Source organism: Streptomyces sp. NPDC059564 (genome assembly GCF_042735575.1).
Taxonomy (GTDB): Bacteria; Actinomycetota; Actinomycetes; order Streptomycetales; family Streptomycetaceae; genus Streptomyces.
Genome location: NZ_JBHWBP010000022.1, coordinates 18635 through 44280 on the forward strand (window position 1 = coordinate 18635; position 25646 = coordinate 44280).

The 25646-nt window shown below is 73.4% G+C and carries 22 protein-coding genes, 3 tRNA genes and 1 pseudogene; 14 read left to right on the forward strand and 12 right to left on the reverse strand.

Annotated elements, in window-relative coordinates; all coding sequences use genetic code 11:
• Positions 1-3: 3 nt before the first annotated feature.
• A complete protein-coding gene (locus tag ACFV0Q_RS07125; protein ID WP_385001681.1) occupies positions 4-426 on the forward strand; it encodes a MarR family winged helix-turn-helix transcriptional regulator in 423 nt (140 codons plus the stop codon).
• A 35-nt stretch (positions 427-461) separates the two neighbouring features.
• On the opposite strand, the gene ACFV0Q_RS07130 is transcribed toward ACFV0Q_RS07125, so the two are convergent.
• Complete coding sequence (locus ACFV0Q_RS07130; RefSeq protein ID WP_385001684.1) at positions 462-1196, reverse strand: hypothetical protein; 735 nt, start codon at positions 1194-1196, stop codon at positions 462-464.
• Between the two features lie 78 nt (positions 1197-1274).
• Here ACFV0Q_RS07130 and ACFV0Q_RS07135 point away from each other — a divergent pair, with 78 nt between their 5' ends.
• Entirely contained in the window at positions 1275-1853 is a 579-nt protein-coding gene (locus ACFV0Q_RS07135) for a hypothetical protein (RefSeq protein ID WP_385001687.1), read from the forward strand.
• Here ACFV0Q_RS07135 and ACFV0Q_RS07140 read toward each other — a convergent pair.
• A complete protein-coding gene (locus ACFV0Q_RS07140) occupies positions 1850-2560 on the reverse strand; it encodes an esterase/lipase family protein (RefSeq protein ID WP_385001690.1) in 711 nt (236 codons plus the stop codon). The genes ACFV0Q_RS07135 and ACFV0Q_RS07140 overlap by 4 nt on opposite strands.
• Before the next feature lie 221 nt (positions 2561-2781).
• Between ACFV0Q_RS07140 and ACFV0Q_RS07145 the strand changes: the two genes are divergently transcribed.
• From ACFV0Q_RS07145 to ACFV0Q_RS07155, 3 genes are read left to right on the forward strand one after another with little or no spacing between them, the layout of a single operon-like run.
• Positions 2782-3819 carry a rod shape-determining protein gene (locus tag ACFV0Q_RS07145; protein WP_385001693.1) on the forward strand — a complete coding sequence of 346 codons (1038 nt, stop codon included), beginning with the start codon at positions 2782-2784 and terminating at the stop codon, positions 3817-3819.
• The gene (locus ACFV0Q_RS07150; RefSeq protein ID WP_385001695.1) at positions 3816-5408 is read left to right on the forward strand and encodes a GAF domain-containing protein; all 1593 of its coding nucleotides are present in this window, start codon (positions 3816-3818) and stop codon (positions 5406-5408) included. The genes ACFV0Q_RS07145 and ACFV0Q_RS07150 overlap by 4 nt, the downstream gene beginning before the upstream one ends.
• Before the next feature lie 43 nt (positions 5409-5451).
• The gene (locus ACFV0Q_RS07155; RefSeq protein WP_385001698.1) at positions 5452-6816 is read left to right on the forward strand and encodes a carboxyl transferase domain-containing protein; all 1365 of its coding nucleotides are present in this window, start codon (positions 5452-5454) and stop codon (positions 6814-6816) included.
• Here the strand turns inward: ACFV0Q_RS07155 and ACFV0Q_RS07160 are convergent.
• Together ACFV0Q_RS07160 and ACFV0Q_RS07165 are read right to left on the reverse strand one after the other, a co-directional pair.
• Entirely contained in the window at positions 6813-7883 is a 1071-nt protein-coding gene (locus ACFV0Q_RS07160; RefSeq protein ID WP_385001701.1) for an esterase-like activity of phytase family protein, read from the reverse strand. The two genes, ACFV0Q_RS07155 and ACFV0Q_RS07160, sit on opposite strands and share 4 nt — an antisense overlap.
• Before the next feature lie 141 nt (positions 7884-8024).
• Complete coding sequence (locus ACFV0Q_RS07165; RefSeq protein WP_385001704.1) at positions 8025-8840, reverse strand: AraC family transcriptional regulator; 816 nt, start codon at positions 8838-8840, stop codon at positions 8025-8027.
• A gap of 49 nt (positions 8841-8889) precedes the next feature.
• On the opposite strand from ACFV0Q_RS07165, the gene ACFV0Q_RS07170 reads away from it, so the two are divergent.
• Positions 8890-9273 (forward strand): cupin domain-containing protein, encoded by a 384-nt coding sequence (locus ACFV0Q_RS07170; protein ID WP_385001707.1) that lies wholly within the window; start codon positions 8890-8892, stop codon positions 9271-9273.
• Positions 9274-9290: 17 nt separating this feature from the next.
• Here ACFV0Q_RS07170 and ACFV0Q_RS07175 read toward each other — a convergent pair whose 3' ends face one another.
• Positions 9291-10544, reverse strand: coding sequence for an MFS transporter (locus ACFV0Q_RS07175; protein WP_385001710.1), 1254 nt, complete (start codon positions 10542-10544; stop codon positions 9291-9293).
• 235 nt (positions 10545-10779) lie between these two features.
• On the opposite strand from ACFV0Q_RS07175, the gene ACFV0Q_RS07180 reads away from it, so the two are divergent.
• Positions 10780-11967 carry a glutamate--cysteine ligase gene (locus tag ACFV0Q_RS07180; RefSeq protein WP_385001713.1) on the forward strand — a complete coding sequence of 396 codons (1188 nt, stop codon included), beginning with the start codon at positions 10780-10782 and terminating at the stop codon, positions 11965-11967.
• Positions 11968-12031: 64 nt separating this feature from the next.
• Here ACFV0Q_RS07180 and ACFV0Q_RS07185 read toward each other — a convergent pair whose 3' ends face one another.
• Positions 12032-13018: a LuxR C-terminal-related transcriptional regulator gene (locus ACFV0Q_RS07185; protein WP_385001716.1), complete on the reverse strand. Its 987-nt coding sequence runs from the start codon at positions 13016-13018 to the stop codon at positions 12032-12034.
• A 268-nt stretch (positions 13019-13286) separates the two neighbouring features.
• Between ACFV0Q_RS07185 and ACFV0Q_RS07190 the strand changes: the two genes are divergently transcribed.
• A complete protein-coding gene (locus ACFV0Q_RS07190; protein WP_385001719.1) occupies positions 13287-13556 on the forward strand; it encodes a hypothetical protein in 270 nt (89 codons plus the stop codon).
• Positions 13557-13630: 74 nt separating this feature from the next.
• Here ACFV0Q_RS07190 and ACFV0Q_RS07195 read toward each other — a convergent pair.
• From ACFV0Q_RS07195 to ACFV0Q_RS07205, 3 genes are all read right to left on the reverse strand, one after another.
• Positions 13631-13704, reverse strand: a tRNA-Ile gene (locus ACFV0Q_RS07195).
• Positions 13705-13887: 183 nt separating this feature from the next.
• Positions 13888-13960, reverse strand: a tRNA-Asn gene (locus ACFV0Q_RS07200).
• A 5-nt stretch (positions 13961-13965) separates the two neighbouring features.
• Positions 13966-14038 (reverse strand) — tRNA-Asn (locus ACFV0Q_RS07205).
• A gap of 145 nt (positions 14039-14183) precedes the next feature.
• Here ACFV0Q_RS07205 and ACFV0Q_RS07210 point away from each other — a divergent pair.
• The 4 genes from ACFV0Q_RS07210 to ACFV0Q_RS07225 all read left to right on the forward strand — a co-directional run bounded on the left by ACFV0Q_RS07210 (position 14184) and on the right by ACFV0Q_RS07225 (position 19802).
• Positions 14184-14486 (forward strand): YtxH domain-containing protein, encoded by a 303-nt coding sequence (locus ACFV0Q_RS07210; protein WP_385001722.1) that lies wholly within the window; start codon positions 14184-14186, stop codon positions 14484-14486.
• Between the two features lie 52 nt (positions 14487-14538).
• Positions 14539-15984: an FGGY family carbohydrate kinase gene (locus tag ACFV0Q_RS07215; RefSeq protein WP_385001725.1), complete on the forward strand. Its 1446-nt coding sequence runs from the start codon at positions 14539-14541 to the stop codon at positions 15982-15984.
• Positions 15985-16149: 165 nt separating this feature from the next.
• Positions 16150-17883, forward strand: a complete 1734-nt coding sequence (locus ACFV0Q_RS07220) for an ABC transporter ATP-binding protein (protein WP_385001728.1) — start codon at positions 16150-16152, stop codon at positions 17881-17883.
• Complete coding sequence (locus tag ACFV0Q_RS07225) at positions 17880-19802, forward strand: ABC transporter ATP-binding protein (RefSeq protein ID WP_385001731.1); 1923 nt, start codon at positions 17880-17882, stop codon at positions 19800-19802. The genes ACFV0Q_RS07220 and ACFV0Q_RS07225 overlap by 4 nt, the downstream gene beginning before the upstream one ends.
• Before the next feature lie 64 nt (positions 19803-19866).
• Here the strand turns inward: ACFV0Q_RS07225 and ACFV0Q_RS07230 are convergent, their stop codons facing one another.
• Positions 19867-21006, reverse strand: a complete 1140-nt coding sequence (locus ACFV0Q_RS07230) for an RNA polymerase sigma factor (protein WP_385001748.1) — start codon at positions 21004-21006, stop codon at positions 19867-19869.
• 154 nt (positions 21007-21160) lie between these two features.
• Between ACFV0Q_RS07230 and ACFV0Q_RS07235 the strand changes: the two genes are divergently transcribed.
• Both ACFV0Q_RS07235 and ACFV0Q_RS07240 read left to right on the forward strand, forming a co-directional pair.
• Positions 21161-21781: a hypothetical protein gene (locus ACFV0Q_RS07235; RefSeq protein WP_385001734.1), complete on the forward strand. Its 621-nt coding sequence runs from the start codon at positions 21161-21163 to the stop codon at positions 21779-21781.
• Positions 21778-22725 carry a nucleotidyl transferase AbiEii/AbiGii toxin family protein gene (locus ACFV0Q_RS07240; protein ID WP_385001737.1) on the forward strand — a complete coding sequence of 316 codons (948 nt, stop codon included), beginning with the start codon at positions 21778-21780 and terminating at the stop codon, positions 22723-22725. The genes ACFV0Q_RS07235 and ACFV0Q_RS07240 overlap by 4 nt, the downstream gene beginning before the upstream one ends.
• 8 nt (positions 22726-22733) lie before the next feature.
• Here the strand turns inward: ACFV0Q_RS07240 and ACFV0Q_RS07245 are convergent, their stop codons facing one another.
• Both ACFV0Q_RS07245 and ACFV0Q_RS07250 read right to left on the reverse strand, forming a co-directional pair.
• Positions 22734-23423 (reverse strand): DUF6445 family protein, encoded by a 690-nt coding sequence (locus tag ACFV0Q_RS07245; protein WP_385001740.1) that lies wholly within the window; start codon positions 23421-23423, stop codon positions 22734-22736.
• Between the two features lie 106 nt (positions 23424-23529).
• A pseudogene (locus ACFV0Q_RS07250) lies at positions 23530-25587 on the reverse strand (molybdopterin oxidoreductase family protein); the annotation flags it as partial.
• Positions 25588-25646: the final 59 nt, after the last annotated feature.

The following is a 25646-nucleotide window of genomic DNA, read 5'->3' on the forward strand; positions in this document are numbered from 1 at the left end:
TGCATGCCCAGTCGTCGCGCAGACCCAGTGACCGTCGAGGTCGTCGAACTCATCGGCGACGTCGTGGCCCGCTACCACATGGAGTACGAGGACGCGGCCGCCAGCCACCAGCTCACCGGCGCCCAGGCCAGGGTGCTGACCCTGCTGTCGCTGGAGCCGCTCCCCATGCGCCGGATCGCGCAGAAGCTGCGCTGCGAGCCGTCGAACGTGACCGGCATCGTCGACCGGCTGGAGACCCGCGGCCTGGTCGAACGCCGCCCGGACCCGGCCGACCGCCGGGTGAAATTGGCCGCGCCCACCGAGGAGGGGCTGCAGACCGCCGAGCGGCTGCGCGAGTCGCTGGACTTCGCGCGCGAACCGCTGGCCGGGCTCTCCACCGAGGAGCGCACGGCCCTGCGCGACCTGCTCAGGCGCATGCTGGCCTGACGCCGCAGGTCACGGGCGCGCCGATCACGGGCGCGTCAGAACCAGCCGCAGAAGATCCAGCAGTCGTCGGTCGGGGTCGGCGTCGGCGTGGGCTTCGGCTGTCCCGGCTTGGTCTTCGTCGGCGACGGCTGCGGGGTCTGCCCGGGCGGCTTCGCCGTACCGGTGGGACCGGGCGCGGGCTGCCCCGGCTTCGTAGGCCGTACGGACGACCCGCCGCCGGGAGCACTCTGCGTCGGCCCGGCCGCCCCGGAGGCGGAGGCGCTCGCCCCCTGCCCCGGCTGCGCGGACCCGCTCGGCGTCCCCCCGGACCCGGCCGTCTTCACCACTCCCGCGGCGGCCTTCGCCGTCGGCAGGGCCGAGGGCAGGGCGGGCGCGCCCTCCAGGCTGGGCAGCGGATCCGGCTCCTTCGGGCCGGCGTCGTCCGTCAGGACCACCTCGGCGGCCCGGTCGACGCCCTCGTCGTCCGTCACGATCCGGGCCACCGCCATCGAGCACCCCGTGGCGAGCAGCAGCCCGAGGCCGACCGACAGCACGGTCCGGCGGCGCCTGCGCTGCGTCACGGCCCGGCGCCGGGTACCGGCGCGGCCCTCGTGGGGCCCGGACAGCACCACCAGCGAGTCGGCGAACACCTCCGCCAGCGCGGGCTGCGGTGGCGGCGGCACGGCGGGGCCGGGCGTCGCGGCGGGCATCAGGTACTCGGCCGGGGTTCCGCACCCGGCGCACGCGAGCGCGCCGTTGAGGTGCCTCCGGCAAGCGGGGCAGTAGTTCATGGCGCCCGCAGGCTATGCGGTTCTCGGCAACATAAGTATTCCGGGAACGTAAGGATCCTGTGTGGAATCGTTGCCTCCATGACCGCCGCACCCGCTTTCTTCGGCCCCGCCGCCTTCCAGCTGGTCCTGCTGCGGCGGATGGCGGACTTCCAGCCGGACCTCGCCGAGGAGGCCCGGCTGCGCCTCGGCGCCACGCTCGCCGAGCAGCGGGAGGCCAACCGGCGCTGGCAGGCGATGGTCCGGTCGCCCCGCTCCCGAGGAGCCCTGGCCCGCTACCGGTCGGTGCTCGGCCCGCCGCAGTCGGCGTCCCGGCGCACGATCGGCGACCTGGAGTGCGAGGCCTTGCTGTGGGCGCTGCCGCTCTGGCCGGAGCTGCGCTTCGAGGTGCTGGCGGCGCCGGACGGGGCGGTGTGGAACGAGTGGCTGGTCCGCGCCCCGGGCGCGCGGGGCCCCGTACTGGAGACGGCCGGGGACCTGCGGCCCTGGTCGGCGACGGTGGACGAGGTGGCGCGCGCCTACGCGCCGGTGCGGCCGATGGAGGGCACCGCGCCGACGCGCTGGCGGCTGGCGTTCACCGCGTCGGGGCGGCCCCTGGTGGCGGAGTTCACGTACGGCCTGCTCCAGCGGGTGCAGGCCGTCGACGCGGCCGGGGCCTAGGAGGCGAGGAAGGCGCGGACGCCCGCCGAGGTGGCGTCGTCGCCGAGCAGGTCGTTGTGCTTCAGGCAGCCGACCGGGGTGTTGAGGGCTCCGGCGAGCGGGACGCTGTCGTCCGGGTTGACCACCTCGTCGCACGCCGACCAGAACGTCGCGTACTTCACCGCGCCCGGGGTCTCGTCCCCGGAGGCGAGGCTCTTCACCACGTACGACCCCGGGGTCATGTCCCGGCACGCCTGGTCCCACAGGGCGCAGGCCCAGGCGGTGGAGGTGCCGTGGTTGGGGCCGGCCAGGGAGACCCAGTGGTCCACCGTCCCCGTGCCGCCGCCGTACTTGACGTACCAGCGGCTGACGAGCGAGCCGAACGAGTGGCCCACGAGGTCGACGCGGGCGGCGCCGGTCTGCCGGCGGACCTGGTCGACGTAGGCGGCGAGCCGTCCGGAGAGCACCTCGTTGACGGACTGGTGGGTGTCGTAGCCCCAGGAGTAGAGCTCCGCGTCCGTGTACCCGTCGGCTCTGAGGTCCTCGCGCAGGGCGCCCCAGACGCCCGGGTCGGCGTTGTAGCCGTGGACGAAGACCACCGGAACGCGCGGGGTGCTCCGCACGGGCGACGGGGCGTCGGACGCGGCGGCGGCGTGGGCCGGGAGGGGGACGAGGAGGGTGAGGCAGAGGGTCAGGAGGGCCAGGAGTTTCTGGCGGGGCGTCAGCATCGGGTCCCCTTTACCTTGTTACGCACGAGTAGCGCGGATGGTGCGCGCATCGTCGTGCCTGTCGGTACAGAAATCCACCCCCGTGCAGCACCCCCAGCCCCGTACGCCCCACCCCACCCGGAGCATTTCAACGGGCGGATTGACCCATTTACCCGAGAAGATGTGAAGTGCGACCGGCAACCGCCGGTCTTCTTGCGTCAGCGCACTCGGGAGGATCTGCCGTGACCGTCAGTCTTGAGCAGTTGCGCCGCTGCCACGTCGCCGTCGACCTGGGAGCCGCCAGGACCCGCGTCTACGTCAAGGGCGCCGGACTGGTCGTCGACGAGCCCAGCGTCGCCGCGGTGAACACGCGCACCGGCGCGCTCATCGCCGTCGGCAGCTTCGCCGAACGGATGACCGGCCGCACGCCCGACTACATCCGCGTCGTACGGCCCGTCTCCGGCGGCACCGTCGTCGACATCGAGATGGCCCAGCGGATGCTGCGTCACCTCCTCGGCGAGAAGCTGCGGCGCGCCCTGCGCCGCAAGCCCCGGCTGCGGGCCGCCGCCTGCACCCCGCACGACGCCGATCCGCTCGCGCAGCGGGCGACCGTCGAGACCCTCGTCGGACTCGGCGCCCGCCGCGTCGAACTGGTCGACACCCTGATCGCGGCGGCCGTCGGCTGCGGCCTGCCCGTGGAGCAGCCGACCGCGACGATGATCATGGTGTGCGGGGCGGCGGCCACCCAGGTGGCGGTCCTCTCCCTCGGTTCGATCGTCACCGCCGAGCGCATTCCGATCGGCGGTGAGGCCATCGACCACGCCGTGGTCCAGCACCTGCGCCACGCGCACGAGCTGATGCTGCCCAGCCAGGCCGTCCGGCCGCTCCAGGTGGCCCTGCACGGCAACGGCATCACCGCCGAGGGACCGGCCTCCACGCTGATCCACGGCCGTGACGTGGCCACCGGCCTGGCCCGCTCCGTCCACGTGGACACCGCCGCCGTACGGGACGCGATCCACACCCCGCTGACGGCCGTGATCGACGGCATCGGCAAGATCCTGCGGGACTGCCCGCCGGACCTGGTCGCGGACCTGACGGACCGGGGGATCATGATGGTGGGTGGCAGCGCCCTGCTGCCGGGGCTGGACCAGATGCTGCGGGACGCGACCGGAATGCCCGTCGCCATCGCGGAACGGCCCGACGTGTGCGCCGTACTGGGTCTCGGCGCGATGCTCGAAGGGAAGATCGCCCCGATGGTCCTCAATCCGCTGGCCGAATGACGCGGGACCCGCGGAAACCGGAACCCGTACTCGAAGCCGGGGCCGGGGCCGGCGAGCCGTCCGGTCTCCCGGTGCTGCTGGAGGCGGTCCTCAGCGTCGGCTCCGAACTGGAGCTGCACGCCACCCTCCAGCACATCGTGGAGTCCGCCGCGGAGCTGTGCGGGGCACGGTACGGAGCGCTCGGGGTCGTCGACCCCGAGCGCGTCCGGCTGACCCGGCTGTTCACCACCGGCATGAGCGAGGCCGAACGGGCCGCGATCCCCCACCTGCCCGACGGCCGCGCGGGCGTGCTCGGCGCGCTCATCAGCGACCCGCGGCCCCTCGTGCTGGAGGACCTGACGACAGACCCCCGCTCGGCGGGCTTCCCGCCCGGCCACCCGCTCATGCGCGGCTTCCTCGGCGTGCCCATCCGGGTGCACACCGAGGTGTTCGGGAACCTCTACCTCACCGAGAAGGCCGGCGGCGGCACCTTCACGGAGGAGGACGTCGCGCTGGTCCGCGTGCTGGCCTCGCAGGCGGGCATAGCGATCGGCAACGCCCGGCTGTACGAGACCGCGCGCCGCCGGGAGCGCTGGATCGAGGGCGCCGCCGCCGTGACCACCACCCTGCTGGCGGGCAGCCCGGCGGCGGACGCCCTGATGTGCGTGGCCGAACGGGCCCGGCTGCTCGCGGACGCGGCGGCCGGGGTGGTGCTCCAGCCGACCCCGGAGGGCGGCATGGAGATCGTGGCCGCCTCGACGCACGGGGACCCCGGCGACCTGGTCGGCACCGCCATCGCGCCCGGCTCGCCCGTGCTGGAACAACTCCTCGGCGGTGAGCCGGTCTTCATAGACGACTCCGCCACCGACCCCCGGATGACCACCCACGTCCGGGAGCGGTTCGGCCCGAGCATGATGCTGCCGCTGCAGAGCGGCGGCCAGCTGATCGGCACCCTGGCCCTGCCGCGCGCCCGGGGCGGGCCCCCGTACGACGCGGTGGACCGGCTGCTGGCCTCGCAGTTCGCCTCCCAGGCCGCGCTGGCGCTCGTGCTGGCCGACGCCCAGCACGACCGCGAACAGCTCGCGGTGTACGAGGACCGCGACCGGATCGCGCGGGACCTGCACGACCTGGTGGTGCAGCGGCTGTTCGCGACGGAGATGATGCTGGAGAGCACCCGCCGCCGGGCCGCGAACGCGCCGACGGGGGACACCGTGGGCGACGAACTGAGCCGCGCCGTCGACGAACTGGACTCCACCATCCAGGAGGTCCGCACGGCCATCTTCGCCCTCCAGCAGCCGCCGACCGACGCCCCGACGACGTTCCGGGGACGGGTCCTGCGCGAGACGGGCGGCGCGGCGGTGCTGCTCGGCTTCCAGCCGTCGGTGCACTTCGCGGGCGCGGTGGACGCACTGCTCCCGGAGGCGGTGTCGGGCGACCTCCTCTCCGCCCTGCGCGGCGCCCTGGCCGCGGCCCACCGCCGCGACGGAGTCACCGCGATCGAGGTCCGCGTCGAGGCCACCCCGAAGCGCGTCCGCCTGACGGTCACCGACGACGGCCACACCACCACCTCCCCCGCCGGCACGACGATCACGTGGGAAGCCGCACTCTGATCCGGCCTCGCCGGGCGGGCCCCCACCGCCTAGGGTGACCGGCGTGACGACCCGCCTCTCGGCCCGCGCCGCCATCGCCGCCCTCACCGACCCCGGCAGCTTCGCCGAACTCCCCGCGCCCCCGGGGGAGTCCCCCGACGACGGCCCCCTCGGCTGGACCGGCTACGACGCCTCCCGCGCCCGCGCCACGGCCCGCACCGGCGAGCGGGAGTCCGTCGTCACCGGCACCGCCCGCGTCGGGGGCCGCGAAGCCACCGTGATCTCCTTCGAGTTCGGCTTCCTCGGCGGGTCCCTCGGCGAACGCACCGGCGACCGCCTCGAAGCCGCGTACGGGCACGCCCGCGCACACCGCCTGCCCCTGGTGTCCCTGATCGCGACCGGCGGCTCCCGCATGCAGGAGGGGATGCTCGCGCTGACGCAGCTGCAGCGCGTGGCCCGCCAGTGCGTGCTGACCCGCGCCGCCGGCCTCCCGCAGATCGCCGTGCTGCGCGACCCCACCACCGGCGGCGGCTGGGCCACCCTCGGCGCGGGCGCCGACGTGGTGCTGGCGCTGCCCGGCGCGCAGGTCGGCTTCGCCGGATCCCGGGTGCGCCCCGCGGACGCGGACCCGGCGGCCTACACCGCCGAGGGGCAGTACGCGGCCGGGCACGTGGACGCCGTCGTGCCCCCCGAGGAGCTCCCGGCCGTCCTCGGGGACTGGCTGCGCGTGCTGGCCGCGCCCCGCGCCGCCACACCCGTCGAGCCCCCGGCCGCGCTGGCCGGCGTGGCACCCCCGAAGACCGGCTGGGACGCCGTCCAACAGGCCCGGCACCCCGAGCGCCCGCGGGCCGAGGCGTACCTGGAGGCGTACTTCGAGCTGCGGCTGCCGCTGCGCGGGGACCGGGCCGGCGGCACCGACCCCGGAATGCTGTGCGGGATCGGGCTCCGCGAGGGCCGGGCGGTCGCGTACGCGGCCCAGCGCGGCACCGCCACCCGCCCGGCGGGCTACCGTACGGCGGCCCGCGTGATCCGCCTCGCGGACCGGCTCGGCATCCCGGTGCTCACCCTGGTCGACACCCCCGGCGCGGCCAACGACGCCGCCGCCGAACACGCGGGCGCCGGCCCGGCCATCGCCGACGCCTTCGCGGCGCTCGCCGCGGCCGGGGTCCCGGTGACCACCCTCCTCATCGGCGAGGGCGGTTCGGGCGGGGCGCTCGCCCTGGCCGCGCCCGGGAACACCTGGGTCACCCCGGACAGCTACTTCTCCGTCATCGCCCCGGAACTGGCGGCGGCCATCCTCAAGCGCCCGGCCGAGGAGGCCCCCGCCACCGCCGACCAGCTGCGCATCCGCCCCCAGGACCTGGTGGACCTGGGGGTGGCGCGGGGCGTGGTGCCCCCGGCGGCGGACCGGGCGGGCTCGGCGGGCTAGAAGCGGCGCGGCAGCTTCACGTCCACCGCGTAGAGCCGCGTGATCTGCTGCGCGAGCTCGTTGTCGTCGCTGGCCAGCAGCAGCCGCACCCGGCCCAGCCCGTCGTAACCGGTGACGACCATGCCCTCGACGTTGTCCACGAGGGGGTGGTTCTGCGGCAGCTTCGAGGGGGCGCCGAGCGTCGGGCAGTCGTTGAAGTCGCCGATCGGCGTCTTGCGGGCGAGCCGCAGCCGCGGGCCCGCGGTCAGCGTCTCCACCTTCGAGGTGTCGCTCGCCCCCAGGGGATCGGCCGCGTACAGCCGGACCGTGATCGCGAACTGCTGCGTGAAGCCCCGCTCCAGCACGATCAGCCGTCCGTCGCGGGTCGGGGCGAGCTCGACCAGCCCGTGGCCCGCGTCGACCGGGTAGGCGTACTGGCGGCCCAGCGCGAACTCCCCGTTCCCGCGCCGCTCCCAGGTCTGGATCCGCTGGAGGGTGTGCCCCTGCGCGTCCTTCCCGTCCCCGGCGAGCGCGCCTTCGAGGCCCGCGACCAGGGTGTGCCCGCCCGGCAGCAGGGTGAGGGACTCGAAGGTCTGGTTCACCGTGGCCCGGCCCTGTGGGGCGATGCGGAAGGCGGGCGGGACGGGCAGGGTCGCCAGGACCCGGCCGGTGCGGCTGTAGCGGCGGATGGTGGGGGTCGTCTCGTCGGTGACCAGGTAGGTCCCGTCCCGGTCGACGACCAGGCCCTCCGAGTCGAGGGCCGTCCCGGCGCCGTCGGTGAGCGGCAGCCGTGCGGTGGCGGTGGCCGTCGGGGTGTTGCCGCGTGCCACCTTCAGCGCGTACAGGGCGGACCGGTCGGAGATCGCGGCGACCGTGCCGTCCCGGTCGAGGGAGAGGCCGGAGATGCCGCCGACCGGCTTCCCGTCGAGGAGCTTCTTGTCGAGCGAGTCGGAGAAGCCCGCGACGGACATGAAGGGGGAACAGGCGGCCCGGTCCTCGGGCGCGGCGGCGGCGACGGCCTGCGGGACGGATGCTCCGCAGAGCGCGGCGGTGGCGACCGCGGTGGTGACGAGCGTACGAAGGCGCATGGAGGCCTTCCTCCTGGATCGGCTGGTACGGCTGGACCGCCCGCGTCGGCGAGGGCGGAAGACTGCCGAACTGTCATATGTCGATTCGAAAGAAAACGGAAGACGCGGCAACGGCCCGGCAACGGACCCGCCAACTCCCCGTCACATCCGGCCGGAACGGGCGAAGCGGGCCGGACTGGTCCCCACGTGGCGCCCGAAATGCCGCGTCAGATGGGCCTGGTCGTAGAACCCGGCCGCCGTCGCGGCCAGTGCCGCCGGAGTTCCCGCGAGCAGCAGCTCCCGCGCCCGCGCCACCCGACGTCCGGTCAGGTACGCGTGCGGGGGCAGCCCGTAGGCCTGCCGGAAGCCGCGGATCAGCTGGGTGGGGTGGACCCCGCCCAGCGCGGCCGAGGCCTCCGCCAGGGTGATCCCCTCGACGACCCGCGCGTCCAGCAGCTCCCGCAGCCGTACGGCGTCCCGGGCGTGCGCGGGCCCGTACGCCGCCGGCCGGCGCCCGGCCAGCCACCGGCGCAGCCGCTCCCCCACGAAGGCCAGGCGGGAGGCGGCCTCCAGCGGGTCCCGCTCCCGGGCCAAGGCCAGGTGCAGTGCGTGCACGCGCGTGCGCAGCCGGGGATCGTCCAGCAGCGGGGCGTCGACGGCGGCGCCCGTGAGCCGCTCCGGCAGCACCGAGGAGTCCAGGTACAGCACCCGTTTGCGGAAGCCCGCCTCGGTCACGGTCCGCCCGTCATGGACCACTCCGGGCGGCAGCAGGACCACCTGGTCCGACACCCCGACGCCGTGCCGCTCCCCGTCGAGGCCGAAGTCCACCCGCCCGCCGTCGAGGACCATCAGGGCCCAGGTGTCGTGGACGTGGGCCGGGTACGCGTGGTCGAGGAAGCGCGCGTGGAACACCTCGGCGATGCCCTCGACGGGCGGCCGCCAGGCGGAGACGGTGCTGCGCGGACGGGGAGCGGCCATGTCAGGAACGTACAAGACCGGCCCGCGCGGACCACGGCAGGCTGCCCCCATGACGAACTCACGGACGGCACAGCAGGCGCGGAAGGTCAACATCGCGGAGAAACTGGCCGCTTTCACCGAGCAGTGGGCGCAGCGCCGGATCGCCCGGGTCAACGACTACGAGGTCAAGGTGGCCAAGCTCCAGGGCGAGTTCATCTGGCACGCGCACGAGGACACCGACGAGATGTTCCTCGTCGTGAGCGGCAGCCTCACCATCCACCTGCGCGACGGGGACGTCACGCTGGGGCCCGGCGAGCTCTACGTGGTCCCGCGCGGGGTGGAGCACTGCCCGGCGGCGGCCGAGGAGGCCTCGATCCTGCTGTTCGAGCCGGCCGGCACCCCCAACACGGGCGACCAGGGCGGGGAGCGCACCCGGACCGCGGTGGACGCGTAGGGCCGCCGGGCCGGGGATCACGCCTGCGGCGAGCGGGCGTCGTAGCGGGCGAAGGCGCGCCAGCGGGCGGCGAGCAGGCCCAGGACCAGCACGCAGCCGAGGCCGCCGCCGGTGATCGCGACGGCCGGGGAGGTCAGGTCGGCGACGGTCCCGGCGAGGAAGTCCCCGAGCCGGGGCCCGCCCGCGACGACCACGATGAACACGCCCTGGAGCCGGCCCCGCATCCCGTCCGGGGTCGCGGTCTGCATCATCGTCGAGCGGAACACCATCGAGATGGTGTCGGCGGCTCCGGCCAGGGCGAGGAACAGCAGCCCGAGCCACAGGTTCCGGGTCAGCCCGAAGACGGCGATGGCCAGCCCCCACGCGGCGACGGAGAGCAGGATCGCCAGCCCGTGCCGCCGGATGCGCCCCTGCCAGCCGGAGAACAGCCCGCCCAGCAGCGCTCCGACGGCGGGGGCGGCCACCAGCAGGCCGACCGTCTTGGCGTCACCGCCGTACCAGAGCACGGCGATCGCCGGGAACAGCGCCTTCGGCTGGGCCAGCACCATGGCGGCCATGTCGGAGAAGAAGGTCATCCGGATGTTGGGGCGGGTCCCGAGGAAGCGCAGCCCGTCCAGCACCGAAGCGCGGCCCTTGCGCCCCTCCGGCAGCATCGACGGCAGCCGCCACATGGCGTACAGGGCGGCGATGAAGGTCACCGCGTCGATCAGGTACGCCGCCTGGTACCCCCACCAGCCGACGATCAGGCCGCCCAGCACCGGGCCGAGCATCGTCCCGGAGGTCATGGTGACGGAGTTCAGCGCGTTGGCGGCGGGCAGCTGCTCGGCCGGCAGCAGCTTGGGGATCATGGCCGAGCGGGCGGGCCCGTTCAGCGCCCCGCAGACCGCCTGGAGCGCGACGACGGTGTACAGCAGCCAGACCCGGTGGTAGTCGAGCAGCGCGGCGGCGGCCAGCCCGACCGACAGCGCGGTGAGCCCGGCGGCGCTGTAGAGGCCGAGCTTGCGCCGGTCCACGGTGTCGGCGATGGCCCCGCCGTAGAGGCCGAAGGCGACGAGCGGGACGAGGGAGAAGAGGCCGACCAGTCCGACCGAGAAACTGGATCCGGTGATCGCGTAGACCTGGAGGGAGATGGCCAGCGCCGTCATCGCCTGGCCCATCCAGGAGATGGTGCCGCCGATCCACAGCCGCCGGTAGTGGGCGGAGGTGCGCAGCGGGGTCAGGTCGGCGAATATTCGGGGGCGGGGGCGGGGAGGCGAGGCGGTACCGGTCACAGCGGATGATAACCACCGGCCTGTCGCGCGGCCCTTGAGCAACGGTCGTCGTGCACGGGACAACGGTCGCCGTGCACCCACCCGCACCGCCCTCCCCATCCGGATCCGGGGCCCCAGAGCGGGGTCCGGCTTGCCGCTAACCCGCCACTATCACCGGAGATTTGACCGAATCGACGTAGCCGTCTCGCCTCCCGTTCGGCCCATGATGAAAGACTCGTATGTCCAGGGAGGCGTAGTGATCGAACCTGGCAACAGCACCACGAGCACCAGTGACACCGGCCACACCAGCCCCACGGGCAGAAGCCTGCGCACCACGAGCGGTGTCACCACCCCCCTCACGATCGGGGTCGAGGAAGAGTTCCTGCTCGTCGACGCCGACACCCTGCGGGTGGTCCCGGCCGCGCCGCTCGTCCTCGCCACCGTCGCGGGGCTCCCCGAGCAGGTGCACGCCGAGGGAACCCGGTACCAGGTGGAGATTTCCACCCCGGTCGCCGACTCGGCGGCCGCCCTGCGCGCGGAGCTCGCCGCCCTGCGGCGCACGCTCGCCGCGGCGGCCCGTGAGCACGGCTGCCGGCTGCTGGCCGCGCCCTCGCCCGTCGTGGCCGTGGAGGGGCCGCTGCACCTGACCGACGACGAGCCCCGCCAGCGCGAGCAGCACCGCCGGTTCGGCACCCTGACCGAGACCCTGGTCAGCTGTGGCCGCCACATCCACATCGGCACCCTCGACGTGGACACGGCGGTGGCCGTGTCCAACCGGGTCAGACCATGGCTGCCCACGCTGATCGCGCTGGCCGCCAATTCCCCCTTCTGGAACGGCCGCGACACCGGCCACTCCAGCTGGCGGGCGATGGCCTGGTCGGGCTGGCCCTCCGCGGGCCCGCCCCCGCACTTCACGTCCACGGCCCACTTCCGGCGCTCGGTGCAGACCCTGCTCGGCTCCGGGGCCGCCCTGGACACCAAGATGGTCTACTGGGACCTCCGGCCGTCCGGGAACTGGCCCACGCTGGAGATCCGGGCTCCCGACATGTCCCCGGACATCGACACGGCCGTCCTCCAGGCCGAGCTGGGCCGCGCCCTGGTGGCCACGGCCCTGCGCGAGATCGCCGAGCAGCGGCCCGATCCGCCCGTACGGGACGACGTACTGCGTCTCGCGCGCTGGCGGGCGGCCCACGACGGGCTGGAGGGCTTCGGCCTGGACCCGTACACGGGCGCCGAACTCCCGGCGGCCGACCTGGCGGAGGCCCTGCTCGACCTGGTCGCCCCGGAACTGGCCGCCACCGGCGACCTCGACCACGCGGCGAAGACCATGGGCGGCCTGCTGCGCGACGGCTCGGGCGCGGCCCGCCAGCGCGCGGAGTTCGCCCGCCGCCAGAAGCTGACGGACGTCCTGCGCCTCATGGTGGAGGAGACGGAAAACTCCTAGCTCCCCACGGATCCGCGGCCGCGGGTGCCTTCCACCACACCCGCGGCCGCGACCCCCCCCCGTCTCAGAGCCAGCCGCGCTGGGCGGCGCGCAGGCCGGCCTCGAAACGGCTCGTCGCGTCGAGGCGTTCCATCAGCCCGGACATCTGGCGGCGCACGGTGCGCAGGGAGACCCCGAGGCGCTTGCCGGCGGCCTCGTCGGTCATCCCGGAGGCCAGCAGCTTGAGGAGTTCGCGCTCGCCGGCGGTGATCCCGTCCCCGTCGGCCTGCTCGCGGGCGGCGCCGAGCGGGACGGCCGTCCCCCAGGTCTGCTCGAAGAGGGTGACGAGCGAGGCGACGATGCCGGGGGCCGTGGTGCACAGGGCGCCGAGGCGGGAATTCTCGGGGTCGATGGGGACGACGGCGGTGGTCCGGTCGAAGATCACCAGCCGGGGCGGCAGGACGGGGCTGGTGCGCACCTGGCCGCCGCGCTCGGTGGTCCACTGCGCGTAGGCGAGGGTGGCCGGGTCGTTGCGGGCGCTGTCCTGGTAGACCACCCGCATGCTCACCTTCCGGGCGAGCGCGTCCTCGTCGAGCGGCCGCGACGCGTCCAGGCTCGCCTGGGACTGGGCGCCGCCCGGCATGATCGCGAGGCATTCCCGGCTCAGCCCGCGGGCGAGGACCTCCAGCCGGGACTGGATGGCGTCGAGCCCCACGAGCCGCTCGGCGCCGTCGGTCTCGGTGTTGGGCCGCAGGCCCGCGAACTCGGCGACGGCGCGCGCCGCGGCCGCCTTGCTCAGTGCCAGCTCCTGCTGGCGGCGGATCAGGTCCTCCTCCTGACGGCGCAGGAGCTGCTCCAGCCCCGCCTCCGGGCTGACGGCCCGCAGCCCGCCCGCGTTCTCGCGGGAAGCGGTGAGCAGTTCGAGGTCGACCAGCCGGTCCAGGGCTTCGCGCACCTGCTCCTCGGTCAGCCCGAGACGCGCTCCCATTTCGGCCACTCCGCCGGTCGGATCCGCGAGCATTTCGCGGTAGACACCCTCTACCTCCGTGTCCAACCCCAGCGCTTCAAGCATGACTTCAGCCCCCCGGCACTCATCCCCTGTCGGTGGAAGACCACCACCGGCGGCATGATCCTAAACGTGGCTTGATCAGATCCATAGACGGCACCAAGGTGCCAGTCACTTTGGTGCCACCCGCATCCCCTTCTGTCCGCTCGCGGGGCCCAGCAGGATGGTGTTCACCGGGACGGCGGGGCACGGAGCCCCACCCCAGGCCAGGGCCGAAAGGCCGGACCGGAGCAGCGCGCCCCACCTCATCCGCTCGTGCTCCAGGGGGAATTCCATGTCTCGCACCGCTCACCTGATCGCTGCCGCCGGCCTCACCGCTCTGCTCTCCTTCACCGCCACCGCGGTGGCGGCCACCACGGCCCCGCAGGTGATCGGCTGGGACTCGGTCCAGGCCGCGACGCCCGGCGTGATCGGCTGGGACTCGGCCCCCGCGGACAAGGCGGTCATCGGCTGGGACTCCGTCCAGGCCGCCGGCCCGGCCACCCCCCAGGTCATCGGCTGGGACTCGGCCCCCGCGAAGAAGGCCGTCATCGGCTGGGACTGACCCCCGCCCACACACACACGAAAGGCGGCCCCAAGGGGCCGCCTTAACGTTTCTGCATGCCGTATGTGAAGAAGTGGGGCGGGTGGGACTCGAACCCACGGCCGACGGATTATGAGTCCGCTGCTCTAACCGGCTGAGCTACCGCCCCTTTACGGCGTGGCGCGTACATGTGTGCGCGCCGTCTGCCGCAGCATAGCCGCTCATACGATCTCCTGCCTCGGATGCCTCGCATGATCGGCTTCGCCTGTTCAGAGAGACCGCGCCGAAGGCTGCCCGGTTCCCGGATCAGGGCAAAAAGAAAGAGGACCCGCCCGGGCCCTCTTCTTTCCTGCTCCCCCGACTGGACTCGAACCAGTAACCTGCCGGTTAACAGCCGGCTGCTCTGCCAATTGAGCTACAGGGGACTGCGCTCCCCCGACTGGACTCGAACCAGTAACCTGCCGGTTAACAGCCGGCTGCTCTGCCAATTGAGCTACAGGGGATTGCTGCGGTGCACCGAACAGCCCACCTCCGGCCTTGCCGGGGGGCGAGTGCCCGTTGCGAGTCATAGATTAGCGCAAGCAGGGGGGTGCTCCGCCAATCGGTATCCACAGCAGGCCGGGCACCACACGACGAAGGGTGACAGCCATGCGGTACAAGGTCACGTTCGCGGTCGGACTGGCCCTCGGGTACGTGCTCGGAACCCGGGCGGGGCGCGAGCGGTACGAGCAGCTGAAGAAGTCGGCGCGGGAGATCGCGCAGAACCCGGCGGTGCGCAACGCCGCCGAGACCGCCGGTCAGAGCGGGCGCGCCTTCGCGGGCAAGGCGTTCGCGGCGGTGGGCGACACGGTCGGTGGCGCCGTACCGGCCTCCCTGGCGGAGCGGGTACGGGTGCTGCGCGGCCGGGCGGGTGCGGGCTCCGAGGACGAGTGGGGCACCAGCAACACCTGAGGGCCGTTCCGGACGAGTCGAGTCCGGCCCGGCGTGCGGCAGAATTCTCCGCATGGGGATAGTCGCCGGGCTGGACAGCTCTTCCACCTTCACTCGCATCGTGGTCTGTGACACGGAGACGGGCGCCGTGCTGCGCCAGGGCTACGCGTCCCATCCACAGTCCGCCGGCGAGGCGGTCCCCCACGAAACCGACCCGCAGGCCTGGCTGCTCTCGCTCGGCGAGGCCGCCGGCGGCGGGCTGCTGGAGGGCGTCCAGGCCATCGGCGTCTCGGCTCAGCAGCACGGCGTGTTGCCGCTGGACGCGCAGGGCGGCCTGGTCCGGCCGGCCCTCGTCGGCAACGACAAGCGGGGCCAGGTGGCCGCCGCCGAGCTGATCGACGCGCTCGGGGGCCGGCAGGCCTGGGTCTCCGCCGTGGGTTCGGTCCCGCACTCCGCGCAGCCGGTGGCGAAGCTGGCCTGGCTGGCCCGTACCGAGCCGGAGGCCGCGCGCCGGGTGGCGGTGGTGATGTCCCCCCACGACTGGCTCGTCTGGCAGCTGCTCGGCCGGCCCGCCCGCCGCACCACCGACCGGGCCGGCGCGTCCGGGACCGGGTACTGGTCGGCGGCCACCGGCTCCTACCGCCCCGACCTGGTCGAGCTGGCGCTCGGGCACCAGGCGCTGCTGCCCGAGGTGCTCGGTCCCGCCGACGCCGCCGGGATGACCCCCGAGGGGCTGCTGATCTCCGCCGGGACCGGGGAGACCATGGCCGCCGCGCTCGGGCTGGGCCTGGGTCCGGGGGACGCGGTGGTCTCGCTGGGCGCGTCGGGCTCGGTGATGGCCGTGCACCACGAGGCCGTGTCGGAGCCGGGCGGCCTGGTGACGTCGCTCGCCGACGCCGGTGGCATGCACCTGCCGGTGGTGAACACCTCCAACGCCGTACGGGCCCTGCGCGGCACCGCCGAGCTGCTGGGCACCGACCTGGAGGGGCTGAGCGCGCTCGCGCTGAAGTCGACCCCGGGTGCCCACGGCCTCGTACTGCTCCCCTACCTGGAGGGCGAGCGGACCCCGAACCTGCCGCACACCGCCGGAACCCTGTCGGGGCTGCGCCGGGACTCGATGAAGCCCGAACACCTGGCGCGGGCCGCCTTCGAGGGGATGCTGTGCGGGCTGGTCGACGCCCTCGACGTGCTGCGCCACCGGGGCGTACCGATCCGGCGGGTGTTCCTGCTGGGCGCGGCGGCCGAGCTGCCCGCCGTACAGGCCGCCGCTCCGGGGCTGTTCGGGACGCAGGTCGTCGTACCGGCGCCGGCGGACTACGCCGCGCTCGGCGCGGCCCGTCAGGCGGCCTGGGCGCTCGGGGTGCAGCAGGGCACGCTGGCCCCGCACACCCCGCCGGTCTGGCCGGCCCCCGCGGCGCAGGTCTTCGAACCGGGCGAGGAGCTCCCGGCCTGGCAGGCCGTGCGCCAGCAGTACGTGACGACGCGCGAACAGCTGCACCCCGGCGCCTTCCAGGCGTAGGCCGCGCGCCGGACCCGCACCGGTCCGGGCCCGGCGCGCGGTGGGTCGCGGGGCGCAGGGCGGCCTACGCCTTTTGACCGGGCTTTGCGAAATCGGGTGGGGATCACCCCACCTGTTGGCAGAAGATGGACTGAACCCCTCGATCATGCCGACCGGAGCCTGCGCGTGCTCATACGACTTTTGCGGACCCATCTCGGTCCGTACCGGAAACCGATCGCCGCACTGGTGCTGCTGCAACTCCTGCAGACCAGTGCGAGCCTCTACCTGCCCACCCTCAACGCCGACATCATCGACCACGGTGTCGTCAACGGTGACACCGGTTACATCCTGCGCTCCGGCGCCCTGATGCTCGGTGTCTCCCTCGTCCAGCTCCTGTGCAACGTCGGGGCCGTCTACTACGGCGCCCGCACCGCGGCCTCGCTCGGCCGCGACGTGCGCGCCGCGGTCTTCGACCGGGTGCAGAGCTTCTCGGCCCGCGAGCTGGGCCAGTTCGGCGCACCGTCGCTGATCACCCGTACGACGAACGACGTCCAGCAGGTCCAGATGCTGGTCCTGATGACCTTCACGCTGATGGTCTCGGCGCCGATCATGTGCGTCGGCGGCATCGTGATGGCCCTCTCGCTCGACGTGAAGCTGTCGGGCGTCCTGCTCGCGGTGGTGCCCACGCTCGGCCTGGCGGTCGGCGCGATCGTCTACAAGACGCGCCCGCTGTTCCGCCAGATGCAGGAGCGCCTGGACACCGTGAACCGGGTGCTGCGCGAGCAGATCACCGGCAACCGCGTGATCCGCGCCTTCGTCCGCGACGGCTACGAGGAGGAGCGGTTCCGCGCCGCCAACTCCGACCTGACGGCCGTCTCCCTCGCCTCGGGCAAGCTGCTCGCGCTGATGTTCCCGGCCGTCATCGTCGTCGTGAACGTCTCCAGCGTGGCCGTCATCTGGTTCGGCGCGATGCGCGTGGACAGCGGCGGCATGGAGATCGGCCAGCTGACGGCCTTCCTCGCCTACCTGATGCAGATCGTCATGTCCGTGATGATGGCCACCTTCATGTTCATGATGGTGCCGCGCGCCGAGGTCTGCGCCGAGCGCATCCAGGAGGTCCTGGACACCGACACCAGCGTGGTCCCGCCCACCGACCCGGTGCGCGAGCTCCTGCGGCGCGGGCAGCTGGAACTGCGCGGCGCCGACTTCCGCTATCCGGGCGCCGAGGCCCCGGTGCTGCGCGGGGTGGACCTGGTGGCCCGCCCCGGCGAGACCACGGCCGTGATCGGCTCCACCGGCAGCGGCAAGTCCACGCTGCTCGGCCTGGTGCCCCGGCTGTTCGACGCGACCGGCGGCGAGGTCCTCGTCGACGGGGAGGACGTACGCCGCCTCGACCCGGAGCTGCTGGCCAAGACGGTCGGCATGGTTCCGCAGAAGCCGTACCTGTTCTCCGGAACCGTGGCCTCCAACCTGCGGTACGGGCGCCCGGACGCGACCGACGAGGAACTGTGGCGCGCCCTGGAGGTGGCCCAGGCCAAGGACTTCGTGTCCGCGCTGGAGGGCGGGCTCGACGCGCCCGTCACCCAGGGCGGGACGAACGTCTCCGGCGGCCAGCGCCAGCGCCTCGCGATCGCCCGCACCCTCGTGCAGCGGCCCGAGATCTACCTCTTCGACGATTCCTTCTCCGCCCTGGACTACGCGACGGACGCGGCGCTGCGCTCGGCGCTCGCCCGCGAGACCGAGGAGGCGACGGTGGTGATCGTGGCCCAGCGGGTCTCCACGATCCGCGACGCCGACCGGATCATCGTCCTCGACGAGGGACAGGTGGTGGGCGAGGGCCGGCACCACGAGCTGATGGCCGGGAACGAGACCTACCGGGAGATCGTGCTCTCCCAGCTGACGGAGGCGGAGGCCGCATGAGCGGGCCCGGAGGACGGATGATGGCGGGCCCGGTCCAGAGGTCCATGGACTTCAAGGGATCGGGCAAGCGGCTGCTGCGCCAGCTGGCGCACGACCGGGCCAAGATCTGGGGCATGGTCGCGGCCGTGGTCGGCAGCGTCGGCTGCGCGGTGGTCGGGCCGAAGATCCTCGGCGAGGCCACCGACCTGGTGTTCGGGGGGATCGTCGGCCGGCAGATGCCGGCCGGGCTCACCAAGGAGCAGGCCCTGGACGGTCTGCGCGCCAAGGGGCAGGGCGGGATGGCGGACATGCTGTCCGGCCTCGACTTCACCCCGGGCCAGGGCATCGACTTCGGCGCCGTAGGCGTCGTGGCGCTCTGGGCGCTGGTGGCGTTCACCCTGGCGGGCCTGCTGATGCTGGTGGCGACGCGGCTGTCGAACCACGTGATGAACGGCACCGTGTACCGGATGCGCGAGGAGCTCCAGGCGAAGCTGTCGCGGCTGCCGCTGTCGTACTTCGACCAGCAGAAGCGCGGCGAGGTGCTGAGCCGGGCGACGAACGACATCGACAACATCGGGCAGACGCTCCAGCAGACGATGGGGCAGCTGCTGAACTCGCTGCTGACGATCGTCGGCGTGCTGGTGATGATGTTCTGGATCTCGCCGCTGCTGGCGCTGGTCGCGCTGGTGACCGTACCGGTCTCGATCTTCGTCGCGGCGAAGATCGGCAAGAAGTCGCAGCCCCAGTTCGTGGCGCAGTGGAAGAGCACCGGTTCGCTCAACGCCCACATCGAGGAGATGTACTCCGGCCACACGCTGGTGAAGGTCTTCGGGCGGCAGAAGGAGTCGGCGGCGGTCTTCGCCGAGCAGAACGAGGAGCTGTTCCGGGCCTCGTTCAAGGCGCAGCTGGTCAGCGGCATCATGCAGCCGGTGATGTTCTTCATATCGAACATCAACTACGTGCTGATCGCGGTCGTCGGCGGTCTGCGGGTGGCCTCGGGCACCCTGTCGATCGGTGACGTGCAGGCCTTCATCCAGTACTCGCGCCAGTTCTCGATGCCGCTGACGCAGGTGGCCTCGATGGCCAACCTCGTGCAGTCGGGCGTCGCCTCGGCGGAGCGGGTGTACGAGCTGCTGGACGCGGAGGAGCAGGAGCCGGACGTCGAGGTTCCGGAGCGTCCGGAGGTGCTGCGCGGCCAGGTCACGCTGGACAAGGTGGCCTTCCGCTACGAGCCCGACAAGCCGCTCATCGAGAACCTCTCGCTGAGCGTGGAGCCGGGCCAGACCGTCGCGATCGTCGGACCGACCGGCGCCGGCAAGACCACGCTGGTCAACCTGCTGATGCGGTTCTACGAGGTCACGGGCGGCGAGATCGCCCTCGACGGGGTGGACATCGCCAAGATGACCCGCGAGGAACTGCGCGGCGGGATCGGCATGGTGCTCCAGGACACCTGGCTGTTCGGCGGCACCATCGCGGAGAACATCGCCTACGGTGCCTCGCGCGAGGTCACGCGCGACGAGATCGAGGAGGCCGCGCGGGCGGCGCACGCCGACCGCTTCGTCCGCACCCTGCCGGACGGCTACGACACGGTGCTGGACGACGAGGGCGCGGGCGTCAGCGCCGGCGAGAAGCAGCTGATCACCATCGCCCGGGCGTTCCTGTCGGACCCGGTGATCCTGGTCCTCGACGAGGCGACGAGCTCGGTGGACACCCGTACCGAGGTGCTCATCCAGAAGGCGATGGCGCGCCTGGCGCACGGCCGTACGTCCTTCGTGATCGCGCACCGGCTGTCCACGATCCGCGACGCGGACGTGATCCTGGTGATGGAGAGCGGCTCGATCGTCGAACAGGGCACGCACGAGGATCTGCTGTCCTCGGACGGCGCGTACGCGCGGCTGTACGCGGCGCAGTTCGCGCAGGCGGTGGCCGAGGTCGACTAGTCCTCAGACGGCACGACGGGGTGGGGGCGCCTTACGGGGCGCCCCCTTCCGCGTGTCCGGGCGGTCAGTCGAGGTAGCCGCGCAGCTGGTCGGCGAAGGCGTGGTCGCGGAGCTTGTTGAGGGTCTTGGACTCGATCTGGCGGATCCGCTCGCGGGTCACGCCGAAGATCCGTCCGATCTCCTCGAGGGTGCGCGGGCGGCCGTCGGCGAGCCCGTAGCGGAGCTGGACGACCTTGCGTTCCCGCTCGCCGAGGGTGGAGAGGACGGCTTCGAGGTGTTCGCGCAGCAGGAAGAACGCGGCCGACTCCACGGGGGAGGCGGCGTCGCCGTCCTCGATGAGGTCGCCGAGCGCGACGTCGTCCTCCTCGCCGACCGGCGCGTGCAGGGAGACCGGCTCCTGCGCGAGGCGGAGCACCTCCAGCACCCGCTCGGGGGTCAGTTCCAGGTGGACCGCGACCTCTTCGGCGGTGGGCTCGTAGCCGCGTTCCTGGAGCATGCGGCGCTGGACGCGGATGACGCGGTTGATCAGCTCCACGACGTGGACGGGGACGCGGATGGTGCGGGCCTGGTCGGCCAGCGCCCGCGACATCGCCTGCCGGATCCACCAGGTCGCGTAGGTGGAGAACTTGTAGCCCCGGGCGTAGTCGAACTTCTCGACGGCGCGGATCAGGCCGAGGTTCCCCTCCTGGACCAGGTCGAGCATGGTCAGCCCGCGCCCGACGTAGCGTTTGGCGACGGAGACGACGAGGCGCAGGTTCGACTCGATGAGCCGGCGTTTGGCCATCCGCCCCATGACGACGAGCCGGTCGAGGTCGACGGCGAGCCGCGAGTCGAGGTCGGCGGCGCTGCCGAGCTTCTCCTCGGCGAACAGGCCGGCCTCCACGCGGCGCGCGAGGTCCACCTCTTCGGCGGCGGTGAGCAGCGGGATCCTGCCGATCTCGCGCAGGTACTGGCGGAAGAGGTCCGCGGAGGGGCCCGCTCCGCCGGCGCCGTCCGCGGCGCGGGTGCGCGGCGGGGGCACCTGTTCGATCAGTTCCAGGGCCTCGGGCTCGTCGTCGGCGACCCCGTCGTCGGCCGCGTCCGCGGCGGGATCCGCCGCTTCGTCCACGGCCTCGTCCGCTGCTTCGTCCGCTGCTCCGGCCTCCGGGGCGACCGGGATCTCGGCGGGGTGGCTCACGTTCACGGTCAGGGTCTGGGTCTGCACGGGGGCGACCTCCAGGGCTGGCGAGGACTCAAGCACCGCACCTCAGTGTGGGGTACGACACATCGCTGCCACGAGGGGCGTGCGAGCACTTTCTGAGTCCGGTGCGTGACCGGATGGTTACCCGCCGCCGGGAACCCCGATGCGGATCGGACGCATGTCCGAGATGATCGACATCATGTCTTCGTACGGAACCCACGAAACCCACGTGACGGTCCGCTGCCCTGACGAGGCGGAACTCAGCCGCCTCGAATCCTGGGCCGGGGCACGGGAGTTGAAGGTCACGCACATCATGCTGGGCCGGGGCCGGACGCGCTCGCAGCCGATGCTGACGCTGCCGGACCGCACGGGCCACGAGCGGCTGGTGCCGCAGCTGAGGGCGGCGGGCTTCGACCCGGTCCGGGTCAAGATCGAGACGGTGCCCTGGAGTACGGAGCCGGCGGGCCCGGGCGGGGGTTACTTCGAGCACCACCTGAAGCTGCTGCTGCCGGCGGGCTACGACCACCTGCTGCTGGAGGCCCTGGTGCTGCCGCACGGGGCGCACCTGTCGTGGAACGCCCGCCGCGTCCTGCCGGGGCCCGACGGGTGCCAGGAGCGCTTCGTCACCCAGCGGGTCCGGGGCACCGCCTCCCGGGCGACGGCTGCCTGCGACACGCTGATCGCGGAGCTGGTGGCGGCGGGGTACGAGATCCGCTCGGAGGAGCGGGAACTCGTGCTGTACGACAGCGACCTGTCGGTGGACGACGGGTGGATCGACGAGGAGGGGACGGACCGATGAGCACGTACGACGCCGACCGGGCGCGACGCCAGGACCAGCTGCCGCGGACCTCGACCGCCGGGATCGGGGCGCCCGGCCGGGACGGAGAGCGGTTCTTCGACCCCGCCCTCAAGCACTTCGCGCACGGCTACCGGGTGGCGGACGGCGTCGTCGATCCCGCGCTGCGCCCGGCCTGGCGGGCCGCCCGGCGCCGGGCGCTCGACGTGGTCGTACGCGGGGTCGCCCGCTCCGGCCGGCTGGACTCCCTGGTGCTGCGCGGCAGCATGCTGATGGCCGGCTGGTTCGGGGCGGCCGCCCGGGAGCCGCACGACCTGGACTTCGTGGTGGTCCCGCAGGACTGGGGCATCGAGGAGCCCCGGACCGGCCGGATGCTGGAGGCGGTGGCGGAGGCGGCCGAACGGGCCGCCGCCGAGGAGGACGGCCTGGTGATCAGTGCCGGGGAGGCGGTCTGCGAGGACATCTGGACGTACGAGCGGGTACCGGGGCGCCGGCTCGTCCTGCCCTGGTCGGCGCCGGGGCTGCCGGGCGGGCAGGTCCAGCTGGACTTCGTCTTCAACGAGCGGCTGCCCGCGCCGCCGGAGCCCGCCGACGTCGCCGGGGTCCGGCTCGTGGCCGCCACCCCCGAACTCTCCCTGGCCTGGAAGCTGGTGTGGCTGGCCACGGACATGTACCCGCACGGGAAGGACCTCTACGACGCGGTGCTGCTCGCCGAGCGGTGCACGGCCCCGTACGAGCTGGTCCACACGGTGTTCCGCGAGTCGGGCGAGTGGTTCCCGCCGAAGTCGCCCCGGGACACGCCCCTGACCCTCGACGCGTTCGCGGAGGCCGGGTCGGCCGACTGGGAGCTGTTCCAGCGGGAGTACCCCGGGGTGGGCGGCTCCGCCGGGTCCTACGCCCGGCGCCTGATCACGGCGCTGGGGCCGACCTTCGACCGGCGGGGGTGAGGGCCGGGTCAGGCCATCCAGAAGAAGACGGCCGTCATCCGCTTGTCCTCCAGGGTCGTGCCCCAGTAACCGGTCGCGCTGTGGATCAGGTTGGCGGAGTAGAGCAGGAGGCGGTTGTAGCGGTGGGGGACGCGGACGTCCTCGGTGAAGGAGTCCTCGGGGACGAAGCGGGTGCCCAGGGCGTCGACCAGGTTGTTGTGCGGGGCGAGGACCTGGTTGCCGCCGAGGACGCCGCCCGGGAGGCTCTGGCGGTAGAAGCTGGTGCCGCAGTCCTTGGGGGTGCCGGGGCTGAGGTAGAGCACGGCGGCGTAGCGGCACAGGGTGCGGGAGTCGGTGTGCGGACGGGGCTCGCACTCGTCCTTGCCGACGACCTGGACGCAGTTGTGGTTGAAGGTGCCCGCGCCCTCCGGGTTCTCCGGCCAGATCCGCTTCGCCCCGGTGGCCTGCCGCACCAGCCGCTCCACGCGGGCGAGTTCGGCCGGCTCCAGCCCGGGCATGGCCCGCAGCCCGGGCCAGGGTTCGGGCTTGTGCGGGGCGCCCTGGACCCAGTCCTCCTTGGCCAGGCAGCGCGCGCGTACGGCGTCCACGTCGGGCAGTACGTCGTCCAGTACCCAGTAGTCGCGGCCGCGGGTCGGCTTGCGGTACGGGAGCACCGGGAGACCGCGGGAGACCGGGGGCTGTGGGGGGCGAAAGGCCATGGCGGGAACGGTAGTTCGGGGGTGCGGGGCGCTCGCCAAAGCGGCGGCCAAGACTCCGGCAAGAGATGGTCTCGGGGCTGATGGTCCCGGGGCTCCGGCGGATCCCTCACGCGGGCTCCACGCGCACCGCGCACACCTTGAACTCCGGCATCCGGGAGACGGGGTCCAGGGCGGGGTTGGTGAGGGTGTTGGCACGGCCCTCCCCCGGCCAGTGGAACGGCATGAACACGGTGTCGGCCCGGATGGTGTCGGTGACCCGCGCCGGGGCCACCGCCCGGCCCCGGCGGGAGGTCACCGCCAGCGGGGCGCCGTCGCTCACGCCGAGGCGGGCGGCGAGGCGCGGGTGGAGTTCCACGAAGGGGCCGGGGGCGGCGGCGTTGAGCTCGGGCACGCGGCGGGTCTGGGCACCGGACTGGTACTGGGAGACGACCCGGCCGGTGGTGAGCAGCAGCGGGTACTCGGCGTCGGGGACCTCGGCGGCTTCGCGGTGGGCGACGGGAACGAAGCGGGCCCGGCCGTCGTCGGTGGCGAACCGGTCCAGGAAGAGCCGGGGCTCGCCCGGGGACCCCTCGGGGCAGGGCCAGAAGACGCCCTGTTCGGCTTCGACGCGGGCGTAGGTGATGCCGGAGTAGTCGGCGGGACCGCCCGCGGAAGCGCGGCGGAGTTCCTCGAAGACCTCCTCCGCGTCGGTGGGGAAGCCCTTCTCCACGCCGAGGCGGGCGGCGAGGCCGTGCAGGACCTCCAGGTCGGTGCGGACCCCGGGCGGCGGGGTGAGGGCGCGGCGGCGGAGCAGGACCCGGCCTTCGAGGCTGGTGGTGGTGCCGGTCTCCTCCGCCCACTGGGTGACGGGCAGGACCACGTCGGCGAGCGCGGCGGTCTCGGAGAGGACCACGTCGGCGACGGCGAGGAAGTCCAGGGCCCGGACGCGGTCCTCGATGTGGGCCGCGCGGGGTGCGGAGACCACCGGGTTGGAGCCCATCAGGAGCAGGGCGCGGACGTCGGTGCCCAGGGCGTCGAGGAGTTCGTAGGCGCTGCGGCCGGGGCCGGGCAGGCTCTCGGGGTCGACTCCCCAGACCCCCGCGACGTGCGCGCGGGCCGCCGGGTCGGTGAGTTTGCGGTAGCCGGGGAGCTGGTCGGCCTTCTGGCCGTGCTCGCGGCCGCCCTGGCCGTTGCCCTGGCCGGTGAGGCAGCCGTAGCCGGAGAGGGGGCGGCCGGCGCGGCCGGTGGCGAGGCAGAGGTTGATCCAGGCTCCGACGGTGTCGGTGCCCTTCGACTGCTGTTCCGGGCCCCGGGCGGTGAGGACCATGGCGGAGTCGGGGGCGCAGAACAGGCCGACGGCCTCGCGGAGTCGCGGCACCGGCACGCCGGTGATCCGTTCGACCAGCTCGGGCCAGTGCGCCATCGCGGAGGCCCTCGCCTCCTCCCAGCCGGTGGTGCGGGCGGCGATGAACTCCTCGTCGGTGCTGCCCTCGGCGACCACCAGGTGCAGCAGTCCGAGGGCGAGCGCGAGGTCCGTGCCGGGGCGGGGGGCGAGGTGCAGGTCGGCCTGCTCGGCGGTGCGCGTGCGGCGCGGGTCCACGACGATGAGGGTGCCGCCGTTCGCCTTGAGTTCGGTGAGGTAGCGCAGGGCGGGGGGCATGGTCTCGGCCAGGTTGGAGCCGACGAGGATCACGCAGCCGGTGCGCGGCAGGTCCTCCAGCGGGAAGGGCAGCCCGCGGTCGAGTCCGAAGGCCCGCTGGTGCGCGGCGGCGGCCGAGGACATGCAGAATCGGCCGTTGTAGTCGATCTGGGAGGTGCGCAGGGCGACGCGGGCGAACTTGCCGAGCGCGTAGGCCTTCTCGTTGGTGAGTCCGCCGCCGCCGAAGACGCCGACCGTGTCGGGGCCGTGGACGCGGGCCGTGCGGCCGAGGCCCGCGGCGACGGCGTCGAGGGCCTCCTCCCAGGTGGCCGGGGCGAGCCGTCCGTCGCGGTCGCGCACCAGCGGCTCGGTCAGGCGGACCCGGGAGGACAGCACGGCGGGGGCGGTGAGGCCCTTTCCGCACAGCGCGCCCCGGTTGACGGGGAAGTCGGCCCGCTCCTCCACCGTCACCGTGGCGCCGTCCGGGGTGGGGCGCAGCAGCATGCCGCACTGCAGGGCGCAGTAGGGGCAGTGCGTGGCGGTGGCGGCGGGCGCGGCGTCCGGATCGGTCGTGCGGCACCGCGTCGGCCAGGGCTGTTACGCGG

Bases quoted from the DNA above. Each gene is read 5' to 3' on its own strand.
- ACFV0Q_RS07125 (WP_385001681.1), top strand. From the start codon at position 4: ATGCCCAGTCGTCGCGCAGACCCAGTGACCGTCGAGGTCGTCGAACTC.
- ACFV0Q_RS07130 (WP_385001684.1), bottom strand. From the start codon at position 1,196: ATGAACTACTGCCCCGCTTGCCGGAGGCACCTCAACGGCGCGCTCGCG.
- ACFV0Q_RS07135 (WP_385001687.1), top strand. From the start codon at position 1,275: ATGACCGCCGCACCCGCTTTCTTCGGCCCCGCCGCCTTCCAGCTGGTC.
- ACFV0Q_RS07140 (WP_385001690.1), bottom strand. From the start codon at position 2,560: ATGCTGACGCCCCGCCAGAAACTCCTGGCCCTCCTGACCCTCTGCCTC.
- ACFV0Q_RS07150 (WP_385001695.1), top strand. From the start codon at position 3,816: ATGACGCGGGACCCGCGGAAACCGGAACCCGTACTCGAAGCCGGGGCC.
- ACFV0Q_RS07160 (WP_385001701.1), bottom strand. From the start codon at position 7,883: ATGCGCCTTCGTACGCTCGTCACCACCGCGGTCGCCACCGCCGCGCTC.
- ACFV0Q_RS07165 (WP_385001704.1), bottom strand. From the start codon at position 8,840: ATGGCCGCTCCCCGTCCGCGCAGCACCGTCTCCGCCTGGCGGCCGCCC.
- ACFV0Q_RS07170 (WP_385001707.1), top strand. From the start codon at position 8,890: ATGACGAACTCACGGACGGCACAGCAGGCGCGGAAGGTCAACATCGCG.
- ACFV0Q_RS07185 (WP_385001716.1), bottom strand. From the start codon at position 13,018: ATGCTTGAAGCGCTGGGGTTGGACACGGAGGTAGAGGGTGTCTACCGC.
- ACFV0Q_RS07190 (WP_385001719.1), top strand. From the start codon at position 13,287: ATGTCTCGCACCGCTCACCTGATCGCTGCCGCCGGCCTCACCGCTCTG.
- ACFV0Q_RS07210 (WP_385001722.1), top strand. From the start codon at position 14,184: ATGCGGTACAAGGTCACGTTCGCGGTCGGACTGGCCCTCGGGTACGTG.
- ACFV0Q_RS07215 (WP_385001725.1), top strand. From the start codon at position 14,539: ATGGGGATAGTCGCCGGGCTGGACAGCTCTTCCACCTTCACTCGCATC.
- ACFV0Q_RS07225 (WP_385001731.1), top strand. From the start codon at position 17,880: ATGAGCGGGCCCGGAGGACGGATGATGGCGGGCCCGGTCCAGAGGTCC.
- ACFV0Q_RS07235 (WP_385001734.1), top strand. From the start codon at position 21,161: ATGTCCGAGATGATCGACATCATGTCTTCGTACGGAACCCACGAAACC.
- ACFV0Q_RS07240 (WP_385001737.1), top strand. From the start codon at position 21,778: ATGAGCACGTACGACGCCGACCGGGCGCGACGCCAGGACCAGCTGCCG.
- ACFV0Q_RS07245 (WP_385001740.1), bottom strand. From the start codon at position 23,423: ATGGCCTTTCGCCCCCCACAGCCCCCGGTCTCCCGCGGTCTCCCGGTG.